At 61.6% G+C, this 15,657-nt stretch carries 17 protein-coding genes; 3 read left to right on the top strand and 14 right to left on the bottom strand.

Going from position 1 to position 15,657, the window contains the following annotated elements; genetic code table 11:
* Positions 1-30 precede the first annotated feature (30 nt).
* From TK06_RS11745 to recR, 3 genes are all read left to right on the top strand, one after another.
* Positions 31-369 carry a YbaB/EbfC family nucleoid-associated protein gene (locus TK06_RS11745; RefSeq protein ID WP_003183512.1) on the top strand — a complete coding sequence of 113 codons (339 nt, stop codon included), beginning with the start codon at positions 31-33 and terminating at the stop codon, positions 367-369.
* Positions 370-644: 275 nt separating this feature from the next.
* Complete coding sequence (locus TK06_RS11740) at positions 645-1,679, top strand: NADP-dependent oxidoreductase (RefSeq protein WP_063322215.1); 1,035 nt, start codon at positions 645-647, stop codon at positions 1,677-1,679.
* Positions 1,680-1,745: 66 nt separating this feature from the next.
* Positions 1,746-2,348 carry a recombination mediator RecR gene (recR, locus tag TK06_RS11735; protein WP_003199585.1) on the top strand — a complete coding sequence of 201 codons (603 nt, stop codon included), beginning with the start codon at positions 1,746-1,748 and terminating at the stop codon, positions 2,346-2,348.
* 123 nt (positions 2,349-2,471) lie between these two features.
* Here the strand turns inward: recR and TK06_RS11730 are convergent, their stop codons facing one another.
* From TK06_RS11730 to ccoN, 14 genes are all read right to left on the bottom strand, one after another.
* Positions 2,472-3,020, bottom strand: a complete 549-nt coding sequence (locus tag TK06_RS11730) for an adenine phosphoribosyltransferase (protein WP_063322214.1) — start codon at positions 3,018-3,020, stop codon at positions 2,472-2,474.
* Between the two features lie 76 nt (positions 3,021-3,096).
* Complete coding sequence (gene fnr / locus TK06_RS11725) at positions 3,097-3,831, bottom strand: fumarate/nitrate reduction transcriptional regulator Fnr (protein ID WP_063322213.1); 735 nt, start codon at positions 3,829-3,831, stop codon at positions 3,097-3,099.
* Positions 3,832-3,925: 94 nt separating this feature from the next.
* On the bottom strand, positions 3,926-5,308 hold the full coding sequence (gene hemN, locus TK06_RS11720; protein WP_063322212.1) for an oxygen-independent coproporphyrinogen III oxidase: 1,383 nt from the start codon (positions 5,306-5,308) through the stop codon (positions 3,926-3,928).
* Positions 5,309-5,428: 120 nt separating this feature from the next.
* Positions 5,429-6,112 (bottom strand): sulfite exporter TauE/SafE family protein, encoded by a 684-nt coding sequence (locus TK06_RS11715; protein WP_063322211.1) that lies wholly within the window; start codon positions 6,110-6,112, stop codon positions 5,429-5,431.
* Positions 6,105-6,323 (bottom strand): cbb3-type cytochrome oxidase assembly protein CcoS, encoded by a 219-nt coding sequence (ccoS, locus tag TK06_RS11710; protein WP_063322210.1) that lies wholly within the window; start codon positions 6,321-6,323, stop codon positions 6,105-6,107. Before ccoS ends, TK06_RS11715 begins: the two co-directional genes overlap by 8 nt.
* Positions 6,324-6,347: 24 nt before the next feature.
* Positions 6,348-8,798, bottom strand: a complete 2,451-nt coding sequence (locus TK06_RS11705; RefSeq protein WP_063322209.1) for a heavy metal translocating P-type ATPase — start codon at positions 8,796-8,798, stop codon at positions 6,348-6,350.
* Between the two features lie 179 nt (positions 8,799-8,977).
* Positions 8,978-9,517: a FixH family protein gene (locus TK06_RS11700; protein ID WP_063322208.1), complete on the bottom strand. Its 540-nt coding sequence runs from the start codon at positions 9,515-9,517 to the stop codon at positions 8,978-8,980.
* An 11-nt stretch (positions 9,518-9,528) separates the two neighbouring features.
* Positions 9,529-10,944: a cytochrome c oxidase accessory protein CcoG gene (ccoG, locus tag TK06_RS11695; protein WP_063322207.1), complete on the bottom strand. Its 1,416-nt coding sequence runs from the start codon at positions 10,942-10,944 to the stop codon at positions 9,529-9,531.
* Between the two features lie 269 nt (positions 10,945-11,213).
* Positions 11,214-11,675: a type II toxin-antitoxin system VapC family toxin gene (locus tag TK06_RS11690; protein ID WP_063322206.1), complete on the bottom strand. Its 462-nt coding sequence runs from the start codon at positions 11,673-11,675 to the stop codon at positions 11,214-11,216.
* Positions 11,675-11,929 carry a type II toxin-antitoxin system Phd/YefM family antitoxin gene (locus tag TK06_RS11685; RefSeq protein WP_063322205.1) on the bottom strand — a complete coding sequence of 85 codons (255 nt, stop codon included), beginning with the start codon at positions 11,927-11,929 and terminating at the stop codon, positions 11,675-11,677. The genes TK06_RS11690 and TK06_RS11685 overlap by 1 nt, the downstream gene beginning before the upstream one ends.
* 147 nt (positions 11,930-12,076) lie before the next feature.
* Positions 12,077-13,060, bottom strand: coding sequence for a cytochrome-c oxidase, cbb3-type subunit III (gene ccoP, locus TK06_RS11680; protein ID WP_063322204.1), 984 nt, complete (start codon positions 13,058-13,060; stop codon positions 12,077-12,079).
* Positions 13,057-13,242 (bottom strand): CcoQ/FixQ family Cbb3-type cytochrome c oxidase assembly chaperone, encoded by a 186-nt coding sequence (locus tag TK06_RS11675; RefSeq protein ID WP_003183474.1) that lies wholly within the window; start codon positions 13,240-13,242, stop codon positions 13,057-13,059. Before TK06_RS11675 ends, ccoP begins: the two co-directional genes overlap by 4 nt.
* 6 nt (positions 13,243-13,248) lie before the next feature.
* Positions 13,249-13,857, bottom strand: a complete 609-nt coding sequence (ccoO, locus tag TK06_RS11670) for a cytochrome-c oxidase, cbb3-type subunit II (protein ID WP_018925301.1) — start codon at positions 13,855-13,857, stop codon at positions 13,249-13,251.
* Positions 13,857-15,299, bottom strand: coding sequence for a cytochrome-c oxidase, cbb3-type subunit I (gene ccoN / locus TK06_RS11665; RefSeq protein WP_063322203.1), 1,443 nt, complete (start codon positions 15,297-15,299; stop codon positions 13,857-13,859). Before ccoN ends, ccoO begins: the two co-directional genes overlap by 1 nt.
* Between the last annotated feature and the right edge of the window lie 358 nt (positions 15,300-15,657).

Below are 15,657 nucleotides of genomic sequence, written 5' to 3'. Positions count from 1 at the left end.
GTTTATCCAAGTACTTTCGAGGTGATTCCCATGATGAAAGGTGGCATGGCCGGCCTGATGAAGCAGGCGCAGCAGATGCAGGAAAAAATGGCCAAGATGCAGGAAGAACTGGCCAACGCCGAAGTCACCGGCAAGTCCGGCGGCGACATGGTGACCGTGGTCATGACCGGTCGCCACGACATCAAGCGCGTCAGCATCGACCCAAGCGTGGTCGAAGGCCTGAGCGAAGACGACAAGGAAATGCTCGAAGCCCTGTTCGCCGCCGCCGTCAATGACGCGGTGCGCAAGATCGAAGCCAACAGCCAGGACAAGATGTCTGGCATGACGGCCGGCATGCAACTGCCGCCGGGCATGAAACTGCCGTTCTGATTCGCCATCCCGGTCGGGATGGGCTACACAGAATGCCAGGCATCGCGCCTGGCATTTTTGTTTCTGTCATAGGCGCGAGCGGTGGTAGAAATCATACCTGTGGGAGCAAGGCTTGCCCGCGATGAACGATGACGCGCCGCTCCGACACACCGAGGTCTCTGTATCGCGGGCAAGCCTTGCTCCCACAGGTGCCCGCTGAACAAACATCGAACGCCACCCCCTCGGCAATGGTCTGCTCCCTATACGTGCCACTCAACGATCAAGGAGACGCTTCCATGTCACAAGCATCGACCTCCAACCAGCGCATCGTCCTTGCCTCCCGCCCCCACGGCGCCCCGACCGCGGAGAATTTCCGCCTGGAGCACGTGACGCTGCCGGAGCTGGCGCAAGGGCAGATCCTGCTCAAGACGCAGTTCCTGTCGCTGGACCCTTACATGCGCGGGCGAATGAGTGACGCGCCTTCCTACGCTGCTCCGGTAAAAATCGACGAGGTGATGACCGGTGGCGCCGTCAGCCGCGTGGAGCGCTCGATGCACCCGAAATTCCAGGAGGGTGATCTGGTGGTGGGGGCCACCGGTTGGCAGAGCCACAGCATCAGCGACGGGCGCAACGTGATGCCCATCCCCTCGGGGCTTGCGAGCCCGTCGATGGCCTTGGGTGTGCTGGGCATGCCGGGCATGACCGCTTACATGGGGCTGATGGACATCGGCCAACCCAAGGCCGGGGAGACCCTGGTGGTCGCAGCGGCCTCGGGTGCGGTGGGCTCGGTGGTCGGCCAGGTGGCGAAGATCAAGGGCCTGCGCGTCGTCGGCGTCGCGGGTGGCCGCGAGAAATGCAAGTACGTGGTCGACGAGCTGGGATTTGACGCCTGTGTCGATCACAAGAGCGCACGTTTTGCCGAGGAGCTGGCGCACGCTTGCGACAAGGGCATCGACATCTATTACGAAAACGTCGGTGGCAAGGTTTTCGATGCCGTCGTGCCGCTGCTCAACGCCAAGGCGCGAATCCCGCTCTGTGGCCTGATCGCTTCCTACAACGATCATCAAGCGCCGAGCGGCCCGGATCGCTTGCCGCAGTTGCAGCGCACGTTGCTTAACAAGCGCGTGCGGATCCAGGGGTTTATTGTGTTCGATGACTACGGCGACCGTCAGCCCGAGTTCATCAGTGCCATGGCCCCTTGGGTGCGCGATGGCAAGGTCAAGTTCCGTGAAGACCTGGTCGATGGCCTTGAGAATGCGCCACAGGCGTTTATCGGGTTGTTGGAGGGGCGCAACTTTGGCAAGTTGGTGGTGCGGGTCGCGCAGGATTGAGTATTTGACGCTAATCGGAGGCGCGGGTATAAACCGCGTCTCGTTGTTATGTCGGACATTTCCTCCATGAGCTTCAGCCCTTTGATTCGCCAACTGATCGATGCCCTGCGAACGTTGCCGGGTGTAGGTCAGAAAACTGCCCAGCGCATGGCGTTGCAATTGCTCGAGCGTGATCGCAGCGGCGGTTCGCGCCTGGCCCAGGCCCTGAGCCAGGCCATGGAAGGCGTAGGGCATTGCCGGTTATGCCGCACCCTCACCGAAGACGATCTCTGTCCACAATGTGCCGATCCGCGTCGGGACGACAGCCTGCTTTGCGTGGTGGAAGGGCCGATGGATGTGTATGCGGTAGAGCAGACCGGTTTTCGTGGCCGTTATTTCGTGCTCAAGGGCCATTTGTCACCGCTCGACGGCTTGGGGCCTGAAGCCATCGGCATTCCACAGTTGATCGCGCGGATCGAAGAGGCGGGTACGTTCACGGAAGTCATTCTCGCTACGAACCCGACGGTCGAAGGCGAAGCCACCGCCCATTACATTGCCCAACTGCTCAACAACAAAGGCTTGATCGCCTCGCGCATCGCCCACGGCGTGCCGCTGGGTGGGGAGCTTGAATTGGTGGATGGCGGGACACTGGCGCATTCGTTTGCCGGGCGCAAGCCAATCGCGTTGTAGCGGCTACACAGTACCTGTGGGAGCGAGCTTGCTCGCGATAGCGGTGGATCAGTCAATATCCATGCGACTGATAAATCGCCATCGAGCAAGCTCGCTCCCACAGGTTCGATTGTTGCCTGCCAATTACCTTTCGCTGAGCGAGAACTGCGTCAGGCAGAACGTGGGAATCCCCATGTCTTCCAGGCGCTGGGAGCCGAGCAGCTCCGGCAGGTCGATGATCGCTGCGGCTTCGTGGACCTTGGCGCCCATACGGCGGATCAGGTTGGCAGCGGCGATCAGCGTGCCGCCAGTGGCGATCAGGTCATCGAACATCACCACCGAATCACCCTCGCACAAGCTATCGGCGTGCACTTCAAGGAAGGCTTCGCCGTATTCGGTCTGGTAACCCTCGGCCAGCACATCGGCCGGCAGCTTGCCTTGCTTGCGAAACAGGATCAGCGGCTTGTTCAGCTGATAGGCCAGGATCGAGCCAATCAGGAAACCCCGCGCATCCATCGCGCCAATGTGAGTGAACTCGGCCTCGACGTACCGGTGGGCGAAACTGTCCATGACCAGGCGCAGGGCGGTCGGGGATTGGAAGAGTGGGGTAATGTCGCGAAAGATCACGCCGGGCTTGGGGAAATCGATCACGGGGCGGATCAGGGATTTGATATCGAAGGAGTCGAAGACCATCGTGGAGGTGTCCTGGCAGGGCTGCAAACGCGGCAGTATAGCGCGGCGAGGCAAATCCCTCAGCCGCGCAGGTTCATCAGCCGTCGATCGAGCCGCCGGCCAGGGCGCAGAGCTGGATCGGGTCGAGAATGTGGATTTCCTTGCCTTCGGCGGCAATCAACTCGTTCTGTTGGAAGCGGGTGAACACCCGGGACACGGTTTCCACCGCCAGGCCCAGGTAGTTGCCGATTTCGTTGCGCGACATGCTCAAGCGGAACTGGTTGGCCGAGAACCCACGAGCGCGGAAGCGTGCCGAGAGGTTGACCAGGAATGTGGCGATACGCTCGTCGGCGGTTTTTTTCGAGAGCAGCAGCATCATCTGCTGATCGTCACGGATTTCCCGGCTCATGACCCGCATCAACTGGCGGCGCAGTTGCGGCAGCTGTATGGCCAGCTCGTCCAGGCGATCGAAGGGAATTTCGCACACCGAGGTGGTTTCCAGCGCCTGGGCCGAGACCGGGTGGGACTCGGTGTCCATGCCGGACAGGCCCACCAGTTCGCTGGGCAGGTGGAAGCCGGTGAGCTGTTCTTCGCCGCCATCGCTCAGGTTGAAGGTCTTCAAGGCGCCCGAGCGCACGGCGTAGACAGAGTCGAAGGCGTCGCCCTGGCGAAACAGGAACTCGCCTTTTTTCAACGGTCGGCCCCGTTTGACGATGTCGTCCAGCGCGTCCATGTCCTCAAGGTTCAGCGAAAGCGGCAGGCAGAGGGGGGCCAGGCTGCAATCCTTGCAATGGGCCTGGTTGTGGGCGCGCAGTTTGACTGGCTCGGACATTTCTTAAATCCTTGTGGGAAATCACGCATAAGGCGTAAGGGTACCCCAGAGATGGCACTCCGGCCAGTGCGGTTTCGTCGTCAAATTGTCGCGCTCAAATAACGCGGGAGAAGCGCTGTCGGTTGTGCTGGTCCAAGTAGGCATCGAACACCATGCACACGGACCGAACCAGCAGGCGCCCGGCGGGCAATACCCGGATGTGGGTGTCATCCAGCTCGATCAGCCCATCCGCGGCCATGGCCCGCAATTGAGGCCATTGCGGGGCGAAGTAACCGCGAAAATCGATGTTGAAGGTTTGCTCGATCTCGGCGAAGGGCAGATGGAAATGGCAGATCAATTGCTGGATCACCGCGCGCCGCAGCCGGTCGTCAGCGTTGCAGATCAGCCCGCGACTGGTCGCCAGTTGCCCGTCGGCGAGGGTGTTCTGGTAATGGCTCAGATCACTGCTGTTCTGGCAGTACAAATCGCCGATCTGGCTGATGGCTGACACGCCAAGGCCGATCAGGTCGCAATGGCCATGGGTGGTGTAGCCCTGGAAGTTGCGCTGCAACGTAGCCTCTTCCTGAGCGATTGCCAGTTCGTCGTCGGGCAGGGCGAAGTGGTCCATGCCGACATAGCGGTAACCGGCGGTGGTCAGTTGTTCGATGGTGCCTTGCAGCATTGCCAGTTTCTGCTCCGGGGTCGGCAAGTCCTGGCTGTTGATGCGCCGCTGGGGCATGAAGCGTTCCGGCAGGTGGGCGTAGTTGAACACCGAGAGCCGGTCCGGTTGCAGATGGATGACTTCCTGGACCGTGCGGGCGAAGTTTTCCGGGGTCTGCTTGGGCAGCCCATAAATCAGATCAATATTGATCGAACGGAACTGCAAGGTCCGGGCGGCTTCGACCACTGCGCGGGTTTCCTCGAGACTTTGCAGGCGATTGACGGCCCGCTGCACTGCTGGATCAAGGTCTTGCAGGCCGATACTGACCCGGTTGAAACCCAGTTCGCGCAACAGGCCCATGGTCGACCAGTCGGCTTCCCTGGGGTCGATTTCGATGCCGTAGTCACCGGAATCGTCGTCCAGCAGGTTCAGGTGCAGGCGCAGCTTGGCCATCAGTTGGCGCAGTTCGTCGTGGCTGAGGAACGTCGGGGTACCGCCGCCAAAGTGCAACTGTTCCACGCGCTGGGTGGGGTTCAGGTGACAGCCGATCAGTTGGATTTCCTGCTCCAGGCGTTGCAGGTAGGCGTGGGCACGACCGCGGTCCTTGGTGATGACTTTGTTGCAGGCGCAGTAGTAGCAAATGTTCGCGCAGAACGGTATGTGCACGTACAGCGACAAAGGCCGCAGGGCCTTGCGGCTGTCGCGCAGGGCATGGAGCAGGTCGAAGGTGCCCACCTGGCTGCCGAACTGCGCTGCAGTGGGGTACGAGGTGTAGCGTGGTCCCGCCAGGTCGTAACGGCGGATAAGATTTGAGTCCCAACAAATGGTGTCGAGCATGCGGGCATTCCCCGGATAGACTGGCATGGGGCGAGTCTAGGGGCGCGAGGGGGTGGCCGTTTTGATTTGCGTCAACGGGGCATTGGGAGTTGTCGATGCTCGCGATTGGGGGCGACTTGGTCAATGGCCCATGAGCCAATGTTGATGTGGCCCCGGCAGTGTCCATGCGCCGAAAATAATCACCAACAAGCCACCGGCCATGCGCACGCTGCGTTTGCGCAGCAGGGCGGTGACGCGTTCGGCGGCCAGGCCCGTGGCGAGCAGCACCGGCCAGGTGCCCAGGCCGAAGGCGAGCATGAGCAACGCGCTGTCCAGTGCATTGCCCTGGCTGGCGGACCACAACAGGGTGCTGTAGACCAGGCCGCACGGCAGCCAGCCCCATAGCGCACCGAGCAGCAAGGCCCGGGGCAGGCTCGACACGGGCAGCAAACGGTTGGCGACGGGTTGGATGTGCCGCCACAGGCCGCGACCGATGCTTTCGATGCGGGTCAGGCCGCTCCACCAGCCCGCCAAGTACAAGCCCATGGCAATCAACAGCAAGCCGGCCAGCACCCGCATGATCATCGCCGCCGGGCTGTTGGACACCGCCCAACCGGCCAGGCCGATCAGCAACCCGGCGGTGGCGTAGCTCAGGATCCGCCCCAGGTTGTACGCCAGCAGCAACCGAAAGCGCCGGCTGCGCTGTTCCTTGGGAATCGCCAGGGTCAGGGCGCCCATCAGGCCGCCGCACATGCCCAGGCAGTGTCCGCCGCCGAGCAGGCCAAGGATGACCGCCGAAACCAACAGGGGTGCCAGGTCAAGCATGGGGCCCAGCCTTGTCGTCCGGCTTGCGGGCCTCGCCACTGGCTTCGTCCACCGCCGCCTTGTGGTTCGGGTCCTGATCGTCGAACAGGATGCTATGGGCCGGCCCGTCGAGGTCGTCGTACTGGCCGCTGTCCACGGCCCAGAAGAAAATGTACACGGCGATGGCCACGATCAGCAGCGCGGCCGGGATCATCACGTAGAGAGCTGGCATGTCGGAACTCCATGCCCGCGCGGCTCAGGCCGGCAGCGGGCGGGTATCGGGCGTGGTGTCGAAAACCTGCGTCTTGGGCTGACGTGTCAGCCTCAGCGCATTCAACACGACGGTCAACGAACTGATGGACATGCCGACCGCCGCCCACACCGGTGTAATCCAGCCGAGGGCGGCGAACGGCAACATGAGGCCATTGTACAGCCCGGCCCACACCAGGTTCTCGATGATCACACGGCGGGTGCGTCGGGCCAGGCTGAAGGCGTGGATCAGGGCGTCGAGGCGGTTGGACAGCAACACCGCGTCGGCGCTGGTCTTGGCCAGGTCGGTGGCCGAGCCCATGGCGACACTGATGTCCGCCGCCGCCAGCACGGGCACGTCGTTCACGCCATCGCCGAGCATCAGCACCTTACGGCCCTGTTGATGCAACTGCTGCAACACGGCCAGTTTGTCGTCCGGGCGCAGCCCGCCGCGAGCCTCATCGATGCCCAGCTCGGCGGCAACGCTGGCAACCATGGGCGAACTGTCACCTGACAACAGCAGCGTCCGCCAGCCCCGTGCCTTGCAGGCCGCCAGCAGTGCCGGGGCATCGACGCGCAAGCGGTCATCGAGGACGAACCAGGCCAGGGGCCCGATCTCATCGCCCAGCAATAGCCATTGCCCGGGTTCGTCCGGCATTTGCGGTACGTCGGCGCCACTCAGTTCGCAGACAAAACCGGGCTGGCCGATGCGCAGGCGCTGTTCGGTCACCAAACCTTCCAGCCCCAGCCCCGGGGTGCTTTGCACCTGTTCGGCAGCCAATGGCGCACGGCCGAAGGCGCGGGCGATAGGGTGTTCGGAGCGGTTTTCCAGGGCGGCGGCCAAGCCCAGGCATTGATCACTGTCGAGGGCCGCCAATGGCCGAATGGCGCGCAATGCCAGGCGGCCTTCGGTGAGGGTACCGGTCTTGTCGAAAATCACCGTGTCGATCTGGTTCAGGCCTTCCAGCACATGACCGCGCGTCAGCAGCAGACCGAGCTTGTGCAAGGTGCCGGTAGCGGCGGTGAGGGCGGTCGGCGTGGCGAGGGACAACGCGCAAGGGCAGGTGGCGACCAGCATCGCCAGGACGATCCAGAACGCGCGCGAAGCGTCCAGTTGCCACCACACCAGCCCGATGGCGGCAGCGGCGATCAAGGAGAACAGCAAGAACCATTGGGCCGCGCGGTCGGCGATTTCCGCCAGCCGTGGCTTCTCGGCCTGGGCCCGCTCCAGCAGCCGCACGATGGCGGACAATCGGGTGTCTTGCCCGAGGGCCAGCACCTCGACCGTCAAGGCCCCTTCGACGTTCAGCGTGCCGGCGGTGACCGCGTCGCCCACCTGGCGAGGTTGTGGCAGGTATTCACCGGTCAGCAGCGATTCGTCGATGCTGGACTGGCCATCCAGGATCCTGCCATCGGCCGGCAGCACCGCGCCTGGATGCACCAATACCCGGTCGCCGGTGCGCAACTCGCTGAGCAGGATGCGTTCGCTCTGGCCGTTGTCTTCCAGGCGCAGGCACGAGGCCGGCAACAGATTGACCAGTTGGGCGGTGGCGGCAGCGGTACGCTCCCGGGCCCGGCGTTCCAGGTAACGGCCGGCCAACAGGAAGAGGGCAAACATGCCTACGGCGTCGAAGTACAACTCGCCGACCCCGGTAATTGACGTCCAGATCCCGGCAACGTAGGCGCTGCCGATGGCCAGGGACACGGAAACGTCCATGGTCAGGTGGCGGGTGCGCAGGTCGCGCATGGCGCCTTTGAAGAACGGCGCGCAGCTATAGAAGACGATGGGCGTGGTGAGGAACAGGGCAACCCAGCGCAGGATGGTGTGCATCTCCGGGCTCAGGTCGATGTTGAATTCCGGCCAGGTGGCCATGGTTGCCATCATCGCCTGGAACCACAACAGACCGGCCACGCCCAATTGGCGCAGGGCCAGGCGGTTTTGTGCGGCGAGTTGTTCACAGGCCTGGTCGGCCTGGTACGGGTGGGCGACATAGCCGATCTGGCGCAATTCGGTGAGCAGCGTGCTCAGCGGCAGTTGAGCGTCGGCCCAACGTACATGCAGGCGATGATTGGACAGGTTCAACCGCGCCTCGACCACGGCCGGCAGGCTGCGTAATTGCTTTTCGATCAACCAGCCGCAGGCGGCGCAACTGATGCCTTCCATCAACAGGGTGGTTTCGGCCAGTTCGCCTTCACGGCGCACGAATGATTGCTGCACGTCTGGGCGATCGTACAGTGTCAGTTCGTCGGTCAACTGGACGGGCAGGGATTCGGGGTTGGCCGACGCTTCGCTGCGATGCTGGTAATAACTTTCCAGGCCACCGGCGACAATGGCCTCGGCCACCGCCTGGCAGCCCGGGCAGCACAGCTCGCGGGTTTCACCGAGGACAACGGCGGTGAAGCGACTGCCAGGGGGGACGGGCAGGGCGCAGTGGTAGCAGGGCTGTGGAGTGGTCATGGTTGTCGCATGAAGGCCTTTTTGGCTGGGGCGTTTGCTGGTTTATGGGCGCTGTTGTGGCGAGGGCGCTTGCTCCCGCTCGGCTGCGTAGCAGTCGTAATCGGGTGAGCCGGTCATACGACGAACGGGGCCGCTTCGCGACCCAGCGGGAGCAAGCTCCCTCGCCACAGAGAAGCGATTTACTGCTTCAGGTCTTCAGCGCCTTGCAGCGGTTCATCGCCGAGCAGGAGGTCCTGGCCGTGATTGATCTGCTCTTCTTCGAACAGGCGCCAGGTCTTGTCGTTCTCCACCCCCAGCAATTCGACAAAGCGCCGGCCTTCGATCTTGTCCGCCAACTGACCGACGTAGCGCCCTGGTTCACTGTCGTTGCGGGTCAGGACGATCTTGCGGTCCTTCTCCGGTTGGGTCGGCGAGATCAGGCTCAGTTCCAGGGTCTGGGGACGGCTGTTGCCGTTCAGGCGCAGGTTCACCTCACCGGTAAGTTCGTCCAGTTGCACGTTGGCACGCAGTTGCAGGGTCTGGGCCAGCAATTCGCGCTCCAGCGAGCGGTTGATGCCCTTGCCGGCTTCATAATAATTGTCGTTGACCAGGTTGTCCGGGTTCTTCACCGCAATGGTCACCATCGTCAGGCTCAGTGTCACCGAACAGGTCAGGATCGCGATGATGATCCACGGCCAGAGGTGCTTGTACCAAGGGCTGGTGGCGGTTGCTGCAGGCATGTTCAGTTCTCTCAACGAGTTTGTGGGCCGATGAACCGGCTCTTGGCTTCGACATGTACGCTTTCGTCATCGGCGTCCTTGAGGATGAAGGTCACCTCGTTGGTGCTCGATGGCAGTTGTTCCGGTGCGCTGGACAGCTCGACCGGCTGGCTGTAGATCTCGCCGGCCGCGACCTTGATTTCCCGACGGCCTTGCAACTTGAGGTCGGGCAGGCCGGCGGCTTCCAGGACGTACGTATGGTCGCGTTGGTCCTTGTTCATGATCTTCAGGCTGTAGACGTTCTCGATCCGGCCTTCGGCGTTTTCGCGGTAGAGTACGCGGTCCTTGCTGACGTCGAAACCCACCAGCGAGCGCATGAAGAACGCCGTCACCAACAGGCTGATCATGGCCAGCAGTACCAGGGCATAGCCGATCAGGCGCGGGCGCAGTTTATGGGTTTTCTGCCCTGAAAGGTTGTGTTCGGTGGTGTAGCTGATCAGGCCGCGTGGATAATCCATTTTGTCCATGATGTTGTCGCAGGCATCGATGCAGGCCGCGCAGCCGATGCATTCGATCTGCAGGCCGTCGCGGATGTCGATGCCGGTCGGGCAGACCTGGACGCACATGGTGCAGTCGATGCAATCCCCCAGGCCCAGGGCTTTGTAGTCAACGCCCTTCTTGCGCGGGCCACGGCTTTCGCCACGACGCGGGTCGTAGGAAACGATCAAGGTGTCCTTGTCGAACATCACGCTCTGGAAGCGGGCGTAAGGGCACATGTAGATACACACTTGCTCACGCAGCCAGCCAGCGTTGCCGTAGGTGGCGAGGGTGAAGAAACCCACCCAGAAATACGACCAGCCATCGGCCTGGCCGGTAAAGAACTCGAACACCAGTTCGCGGATTGGCGTGAAGTAACCGACAAAGGTCATGCCGGTGACGAAACCGATCAGCAGCCACAGGCTGTGCTTGGCGAGCTTGCGCAGGAATTTGTTGGCGCCCATGGGGGCCTTGTCGAGCTTGATGCGCTGGTTGCGGTCGCCTTCGGTGACTTTTTCGCACCACATGAAGATCCAGGTCCACACGCTCTGTGGGCAGGTGTAGCCACACCACACGCGTCCTGCATAGACCGTGATGAAAAACAGGCCAAAGGCGGCAATGATCAACATCCCGGACAGCAGGATGAAATCCTGGGGCCAGAAGGTGGCGCCGAAAATAAAGAATTTGCGCTCCGGCAGGTTCCACCAGACGGCCTGATGGCCACCCCAGTTCAGCCAGACCGTACCAAAATACAGCAGGAACAATAGCGCGCCGCCAGCCATTCGCAGGTTGCGGAACAGGCCGGTGAAGGCGCGGGTGTAGATTTTTTCCCGAGAGGCATACAGGTCGACGCTTTTGTTCGCGTCCTTGGCAGGCGGGGTGACGTCATGTACCGGAATCTGGTTACTCATCAAATGCATCCCACGGCAGTGGAAAAGTGCCGTGGCCAGTACGTGCTAACCACGGTCAGAAAGGGTGTTGCGGTGGCGCAATGATACGCCTGTCGCTCTAGCCCAAGGGTGCGACCTTTGGTCGCGTTGGGGGTGAGGGCACAATGGTGTAGCGGGATGTAACAAGTCTTGACCCAGGTCAATTGACTATAGACATTCCATGGCACTGGAGAAAAACGAAAGGGCCTGCTGACTCATTCAGCAGACCCTTTCGGATTGGCTTGGTGCGGCTACCTTGGATCGACGTTACCCAGTGCGCGGTTCGCCTGTCGCGGGGGGCTTTGGTTGGACCACGGATCAAGCAACGCCACGCCGCTGCCTCGGAAATCAGTCACATTGCGGGTGACTACGGTCAGCCCATGAACCAGTGCGGTGGCGGCAATCAATGCATCGCATTCATTGCTGCGATCCGGAACGTGCAGGCGAGCGCAGCGCAGCGCAACGGCGCGGTCGACCGCCAGGATTCTTCCGGCGAATGCGGGCATGACATGGTTGTCCAGCCAAGCGCGCAGACGGCTGCCTTGTGCCAGGTCTTTGCGTTCGAAGCGCAATACGCCGGTTTCCAGTTCCAATACGGTAATTGCCGAGAGGTAAAGGCTGGGGGCGGGCACGCTACGCGCCCAGGCCAGTACGTTTTTATCGGCCTGAGGCTTACGCAGTTCCGAGATGACGTTAGTGTCGAGCAGGTACATCAGGACAGGTCCACCGAACGAGGAGAGATGACGGCACGTTCGGTATCGAAATCAATATCCGGCGTGTCGGGCATGACCAGCAATTCGACAATGCTGGTGCCGATGCCGGTCAGTTTCTGGTACTCCTCAATGCTTAGCAGCACATGGGCCGGCTTGCCACGGTCGGTGATGATGACCGGCCCCTGGCGGGTGGCTTTTTTGGCACCACTTGTGTCGTGGTTGAATTCGCGGCTGGAAATAGTGGTGATGGACATGGCGGTGTCCTCGAGAAAACTGAATGTAGGCACGTTACTACCGTCGCTGATTGCGGGCAAGCTAAAACCATTGCCCTGTCGCACCGGCAAACAAAAAGGCCCCGTCAACTTGGGTTGACGGGGCCTTTGGTACATCAGGCGCAGGCTTTACTGGGCGTCAGCCGCAGGCGCTTTTTCGCCGTGAGACAGGCTGTAGACGTAGGCGGCCAGCAAGTGGACCTTGTCGTTGCCTTGCAAGTCGGCCTGGGCCGGCATCTGGCCCTGGCGACCGTAGCGGATGGTCTGCTGCAACTGAGCGAAGCTCGAACCGTAGATGAAACCGGCCGGGTGCGTCAGGTCAGGTGCGCCCATGGCTGGCGTGCCTTTGCCAGCAGGGCCGTGGCAGGCCACGCAGTTGGCGGCAAAGAGTTTCTGCCCATTGGCTGGATCGGCCTTGGCCCCTTCCGGCAGTTTGCGGCTGTGCAGGCTGGTCACCAGGTAAGCGGCCACGTCGGCCACGCCTTGCTCGCCGACCACGGCAGCCCAGCCCGGCATCACGGCGTGACGACCGCCCATGATGGTGGTCTTGATGGTTTCCGGCTCACCGCCCCAGCGCCAGTCGGCGTCGGTCAGGTTAGGGAAGCCATAGGCGCCCTTGGCGTCGGAACCGTGGCAGACCGAGCAGTTGGAGGCGAACAGGCGGCCACCCATCTTCAGGGCTTGCGGGTCCTTGGCGACTTCTTCGATCGGCATGGAGGCGAACTTGGCGAAGATCGGACCGAACTTGGCGTCCGAACGCGCCATTTCCTTTTCCCATTCGTGAACGCCTGTCCAGCCGGTCTGGCCGTTGGCGAAGGCGGTCTGCTTTTCGGTGTCCAGGTAGTTGTAGCCTGGCAGCAGGCCTTTCCAGTTGCCCAGGCCTGGGTAGAGCACCAGGTAACCGAGGGCGAACACGATGGTGCCCACGAACAGCATGAACCACCATTTCGGCAGTGGGTTGTCGTACTCCTCGATCCCGTCGAACGAGTGGCCGACGGTCTCGTCCGTCTGCTCGGCGCGCTGGCCCTTGCGGGTCGACAGCAGCAGCCAGGTCAGGGAGAAGATCGTTCCCAGGCTGAGGACTGTGACGTACAGACTCCAGAATGTAGTCATTCTTTGTTACTCCTAGAAGCTTGCTCGACGTGCTTGATGGCTTCGGGATCATCCGCGAACGGCAGCAAGGTCGCGTCGTCAAACTCCGACTTGCGCTTGGGGCTGAACACCCACAGGGCCAGACCGATGAAGGCCACCATCACGACGACGGTGCCCAGGCCGCGAATCATCCCGATATCCATAAAGAATCACCGTTTGCTTTTGATGATGGTGCCCAGGCCTTGCAGATAGGCCACCAGCGCGTCCATTTCAGTCTTGCCCTTGACGGCATCCTTGGCACCGGCGATGTCTTCGTCGGTGTAAGGCACGCCCAGGGTGCGCAGGACTTCCATTTTCTTGGCGGTGTCTTTGCCGTCGAGCTTGTTTTCTACGAGGAACGGGTAGGCCGGCATTTTCGACTCAGGCACCACGTTGCGCGGGTTATACAAGTGCGCACGCTGCCAGTCGTCGGAGTAGCGGCCGCCAACGCGGGCCAGGTCCGGACCGGTACGCTTGGAACCCCACAGGAACGGATGGTCCCAGACGCTTTCACCGGCGACCGAATAGTGGCCATAGCGTTCGGTTTCGGCGCGGAACGGACGGATCATCTGCGAGTGGCAGCCGACACAACCGTTGGCGATATAGATGTCACGGCCTTCCAGTTCAAGGGCGGTACGTGGCTTCATGCCTTCGACCGGCTTGTTAGTCACGTCCTGGAAGAACAGCGGGACGATCTGGGTCAGGCCGCCGATGCTGACGGCAATGACCATGAAGAAGGCCAGCAGGCCGATATTCTTCTCTACTGCTTCGTGCTTCATCAGTGAGCTCCAACTACGGCGATCTTGGCGGCGGCTTCAGCTTCAGCCGGGTCAGAGGCACGAACGGTGCGGTACACGTTGTAGGCCATGAGCAGCATGCCGCTGGCGAAGAACGCGCCGCCCAGGGCACGCACGATGAAGCCAGGGTGGCTGGCCTGCAGCGCTTCGACGAACGAGTAGGTCAGGGTGCCGTCGTCGTTGATTGCACGCCACATCAGGCCTTGGGTGATGCCGTTGACCCACATCGAGGCGATGTAGAGCACGGTACCGATGGTCGCGAGCCAGAAGTGCGCGTTGATCAGGCCGGTGCTGTGCATCTGCGCACGACCGAACAGTTTCGGGATCATGTGGTAGATGGCGCCGATGGAAATCATCGCCACCCAGCCGAGCGCACCAGCGTGCACGTGGCCGATGGTCCAGTCGGTGTAGTGGCTCAGGGAGTTGACGGTCTTGATGGCCATCATCGGGCCTTCGAAGGTCGACATGCCGTAGAACGCCAACGACACCACCAGGAACCGCAGGATCGGGTCGGTGCGCAGCTTATGCCAGGCGCCCGACAGGGTCATCATGCCGTTGATCATGCCGCCCCAGCTTGGCGCCAGCAGGATGATCGACATTGCCATGCCCAGGGACTGCGCCCAATCCGGCAGTGCGGTGTAGTGCAGGTGGTGCGGACCTGCCCAGATGTACAGGGTGATCAGCGCCCAGAAGTGCACGATGGACAGGCGATAGGAATAGATCGGACGCTCGGCCTGTTTCGGCACGAAGTAGTACATCATCCCCAGGAAGCCGGTGGTCAGGAAGAAACCCACGGCGTTGTGGCCGTACCACCACTGGATCATCGCATCGGTCGCGCCCGAGTAGGCCGAGTACGACTTGAAGAAGCTGACCGGCAGGGAGGCGTGGTTGACGATGTGCAGCATGGCAGTCACGACGATGAAGGCACCGTAGAACCAGTTACCGACGTAGATGTGCTTGGTCTTGCGCTTGACGATGGTGCCGAAGAACACCAGACCGTAGGTCACCCAGACGATGGCCAGCAGGATAGCCAGGGGCCATTCCAGCTCAGCGTATTCCTTGGTGGTGGTGTAACCCAGTGGCAAGGTCACGATCGCACCGACGATGACCGCTTGCCAGCCCCAGAAGGTGAAGGCGGCGAGGCTGTCGGAGATCAGTCGCGTTTGGCAGGTTCGCTGCACGACGTAGTAAGAAGTGGCAAACAATGCACAACCACCGAAGGCGAAGATCACCAGGTTGGTGTGCAGCGGGCGCAGGCGTCCAAATGTCGTCCATGGCAGATCGAAGTTCAACTCCGGCCAGACCAGTTGCGAGGCGATGAAGACACCGAGCCCCATGCCAAGGATCCCCCAGACCACCGTCATGATGGCGAACTGGCGGACTACCTTATAGTTATAAGCAGTCGGACTGATTGCTGTGCTCATTCTAAGGTTCCACGGTTTGGGTGTTTTATTAGGATAAAAATCGGTCGCAAGTATGGAGAAAGCGGGGGGTCATTGCAACGCGCCATGACCTGGGTCAATGCTTTCCAAAGCTGATTCTGCGGCCTTTCCATGTTCCGTGTAGGGACAAAATTGGCCCTCGGCAAAATGTCGCAACGAAGGAAAGAGGCGAGGGGGTCGGGTCGGTTGTAACGGGGTGTGTTCAAACACAGCGTTCGGGGGATGCCAGGCAACTGTCGCAACAGCCGGTATTCACCTGCCTTTGCGGCCTTTTTGACGAACGATTGTCGAACGCATCGGGTCGGGTCGACCTGAAACCGGCAGTCGCCAGTGCACGCAA

The sequence above is a fragment of the Pseudomonas fluorescens genome (assembly GCF_001623525.1).
GTDB lineage: Bacteria > Pseudomonadota > Gammaproteobacteria > Pseudomonadales > Pseudomonadaceae > Aquipseudomonas > Aquipseudomonas fluorescens_Q.
The sequence above is the reverse complement of the archived record's forward strand: the minus strand, read 5'-3'. Positions and strand labels throughout refer to the sequence as shown.

Excerpts from the sequence above, each read along its gene's own strand:
- TK06_RS11745 (WP_003183512.1), top strand. The coding sequence starts at position 31 with ATGATGAAAGGTGGCATGGCCGGCCTGATGAAGCAGGCGCAGCAGATG.
- TK06_RS11740 (WP_063322215.1), top strand. The coding sequence starts at position 645 with ATGTCACAAGCATCGACCTCCAACCAGCGCATCGTCCTTGCCTCCCGC.
- recR (WP_003199585.1), top strand. The coding sequence starts at position 1,746 with ATGAGCTTCAGCCCTTTGATTCGCCAACTGATCGATGCCCTGCGAACG.
- TK06_RS11730 (WP_063322214.1), bottom strand. The coding sequence starts at position 3,020 with ATGGTCTTCGACTCCTTCGATATCAAATCCCTGATCCGCCCCGTGATC.
- fnr (WP_063322213.1), bottom strand. The coding sequence starts at position 3,831 with ATGTCCGAGCCAGTCAAACTGCGCGCCCACAACCAGGCCCATTGCAAG.
- hemN (WP_063322212.1), bottom strand. The coding sequence starts at position 5,308 with ATGCTCGACACCATTTGTTGGGACTCAAATCTTATCCGCCGTTACGAC.
- TK06_RS11715 (WP_063322211.1), bottom strand. The coding sequence starts at position 6,112 with ATGCTTGACCTGGCACCCCTGTTGGTTTCGGCGGTCATCCTTGGCCTG.
- ccoS (WP_063322210.1), bottom strand. The coding sequence starts at position 6,323 with ATGCCAGCTCTCTACGTGATGATCCCGGCCGCGCTGCTGATCGTGGCC.
- TK06_RS11705 (WP_063322209.1), bottom strand. The coding sequence starts at position 8,798 with ATGACCACTCCACAGCCCTGCTACCACTGCGCCCTGCCCGTCCCCCCT.
- TK06_RS11700 (WP_063322208.1), bottom strand. The coding sequence starts at position 9,517 with ATGCCTGCAGCAACCGCCACCAGCCCTTGGTACAAGCACCTCTGGCCG.
- ccoG (WP_063322207.1), bottom strand. The coding sequence starts at position 10,944 with ATGAGTAACCAGATTCCGGTACATGACGTCACCCCGCCTGCCAAGGAC.
- TK06_RS11690 (WP_063322206.1), bottom strand. The coding sequence starts at position 11,675 with ATGTACCTGCTCGACACTAACGTCATCTCGGAACTGCGTAAGCCTCAG.
- TK06_RS11685 (WP_063322205.1), bottom strand. The coding sequence starts at position 11,929 with ATGTCCATCACCACTATTTCCAGCCGCGAATTCAACCACGACACAAGT.
- ccoP (WP_063322204.1), bottom strand. The coding sequence starts at position 13,060 with ATGACTACATTCTGGAGTCTGTACGTCACAGTCCTCAGCCTGGGAACG.
- TK06_RS11675 (WP_003183474.1), bottom strand. The coding sequence starts at position 13,242 with ATGGATATCGGGATGATTCGCGGCCTGGGCACCGTCGTCGTGATGGTG.
- ccoO (WP_018925301.1), bottom strand. The coding sequence starts at position 13,857 with ATGAAGCACGAAGCAGTAGAGAAGAATATCGGCCTGCTGGCCTTCTTC.
- ccoN (WP_063322203.1), bottom strand. The coding sequence starts at position 15,299 with ATGAGCACAGCAATCAGTCCGACTGCTTATAACTATAAGGTAGTCCGC.